Source organism: Ideonella azotifigens (genome assembly GCF_006519715.1).
GTDB classification, from domain to species: Bacteria; Pseudomonadota; Gammaproteobacteria; order Burkholderiales; family Burkholderiaceae_C; genus Ideonella; species Ideonella azotifigens.
This window is the reverse complement of record NZ_VIDT01000729.1, coordinates 1-2571: the sequence shown is the minus strand read 5'-3', so window position 1 is coordinate 2571 and position 2571 is coordinate 1. Positions and strand designations below refer to the sequence as shown.

The 2571-nt window shown below is 68.6% G+C and carries 1 protein-coding gene and 1 pseudogene; both read left to right on the top strand.

Annotated elements, in window-relative coordinates; all coding sequences use genetic code 11:
- Positions 1-201: pseudogene (locus FKP22_RS32850) on the top strand (hypothetical protein); the annotation flags it as partial.
- Between the two features lie 9 nt (positions 202-210).
- Positions 211-2571 (top strand): LamG domain-containing protein (locus FKP22_RS26905; protein WP_141291031.1); only part of this gene is annotated, 2361 nt, incomplete at its 3' end.

The following is a 2571-nucleotide window of genomic DNA, read 5'->3' as shown; positions in this document are numbered from 1 at the left end:
CTCTCGGGCTTCACGGTCACCATCGTCTGCAGCCGCACGCCCACCAGCGGCACTGTGAGCGATGGCGCCACCAACCTGGCCTTCTACCAGCTCACCGCCACCGCCTGCAACCTGCCCAGCGGCGGCGCCTGCCCGGCCACCGGCACGCCGAATGCCGTCTACGTCGAGCGCCAGCTGAGCTGGATGCTGGCCCGGCCCTGAGGACAAGGCATGCCCATGACACCAGGCGGTTTCCTCTTCCTCGCGCGTTGTGGCGGGCTGGCGCGGTGGCTGGCGATGGCCTGGCTTTGCCTGGCGCTGATGCCTGCCCAGGCCGCCACCTACACCTTCAGGAGCGACACCTACAGCTGGGAATCGGCGGCCAACACCATCACCTGGGACAAGAGCTGCACCGGCTATCCCAACGACGACGACAAGGCCACGATCAGCTTCACCGGGGGATTCACTTTCCCCTTCGCCGGCAGCAGCTACGGCAGCGTGCGCGTGCTGGCCAACGGCATGCTGCAATTCGGCCCGGATGCCGGCCTGCACCGGACCTACACCAACACCACCTTGCCGGTGGCCGCGCCCGCCGCTTACGGTTCCGGCTGCGCCGCTGCCACCCCTACAGCGGTGCTGCTGGTCTACTGGACCGACCTGGACCCCGGCCGCTCCACCAGTGGCGGCGTGACCTGGGAGCTCAAGGGCAGCGCCCCCAACCGCCGGCTGGTGGTCAGCTGGAACAACGTCTACCAGTACAACACCACCACGCCCTACACCTTCCAGGCCGTGCTCTACGAAAGCGGCGAGTTCAAGTACCAGTACGGCAATGCCAACGCCTCGGGCTCGAACGCCACCATCGGCGTGGAAGTGAACAGCAGCGACTACACGCTGTACTCCTTCAACAGCGGCTACAACGCCAACGGCTCGGCCATCCGCTGGTTCCTGCCCTCGGGTACGCCCACCAAGCTGGCCGAGTACCGCATGGACGAAAGCGCCTGGAACGGCACCGCCGGCGAAGTGGCCGACAGCACCGGCCATGGCTACAACGGCGTGCGCGTGGGCAGCGCCACTGCCACCAGCTCGATCGCGCAGGTTTGCCGCTCGCTGGACGTGCCGGCCAACACCAGCAGCACGGTGAACGCGGTGGACACCGCGCTGGACGTGGACAGCGCGGTCGGTGCCAGCGGCAGCATCGCCTTCTGGCTGCGCGAGGACACCGCATGGAACAACGGCACCGCCGCGATGCTGATGGATGCGACCGCCTCCGCCAGCTACCCGTTCTACCTGATGCGCAACGGCACCGGCAGCCTGCGCTTCGCCGTGGCCGATGACGCCGGCACCGCGCTGGTGGCCACCACCGCCACCCGCACCACCGCGGCCAACACCTGGGTGCACGTGGTCATCACCTGGCGCCTGGCCAGCGGCACCAACCAGAGCACGCTGCGCATCTATGTCAACGGCACGCTGGGCGCCACCACCAACGGCACCACCAATGGCAGCCTCTCGACCACGCTGAACTCGCTGTTCATTGGCGACAACCGAAGCACCGCGCTGCCCGCTGGCGCCACCGCGAACTCGGCTGCCGGCCTGATCGACGAGGTGCAGGTCTACAACTACGAGCTGAGTGCAGCCGAGGTGCTGCTCACGATGAACGCCACACACGGCTGCCCGCCGCCGCTGGACCACATCGAGATCACCGCGGGCAGCAGCAGCGGCTCCACCTGCGCGCCGGCCAGCATCACGCTGCGTGCCTGCTCCAACACCAGTTGCAGCGCACTGCTGACCAGCTACACCGGCACCGTCAACCTCAGCAGCAGCAGCAACCGCGGCGACTGGTCGGCCGGCAGCACCAGCCCGCCACAAGGCACGCTGGCCAACGGCACGGCCAATGACGGCACCGCCAACTACATGTTCAGCACCGCGGATACCGGCCAGGCCACTCTGCAGTTCAGCCACTCGCTGGCGCAGGACGTGAGCCTGGGCGCGGTGGACAGCACCCTGCCGGCCACCGCCAACAGCGTGGGCCCCATCGCCTTCCGCGACAACGCCTTCGTCTTCGCCGAGGACCTGGCCAACAAGGTGGCCGGCAGCGACGTGGCCGTGGCCCGCCGGCCGCACGACATGACGCTGAGCCTGTTCAAGAAGGACCCCACCACCGGCAGCTGCGGCGTGGCCACCGACTTCAGCGGCAGCCGCAACCTCAAGCTCTGGCGCACCGACAGCGGCACCACCGGCAGCTGGACGGCGCCCAGCATCGTTTCGCCAGCCCTCAGCATCCCTGCCACCCAACCGGCGGCCAGCAACCTCGCACTGAACTTCACCAGCGGCGTGGCCAGCTTCAACCTGGGCAGCACCGACATCGGCCGCTACAGCCTCAACGTGCGCGACGACTCGCTGAGCCATGCCGCCACTGCCATCACCGGCGCCAGCAACATCCTCACCGTGCGGCCCTTCGTGATCCTGGTCTCGGGCCTGGACTACGGCAGCCTGCACAACCCCAATGGCGCCGCGCCAACCGATGCCGTCTTCGCCCCCGCAGGCGCCGCGTTCGCCGCCACCGTGGCCGCCTACGCCTGGGACGGCAGCATG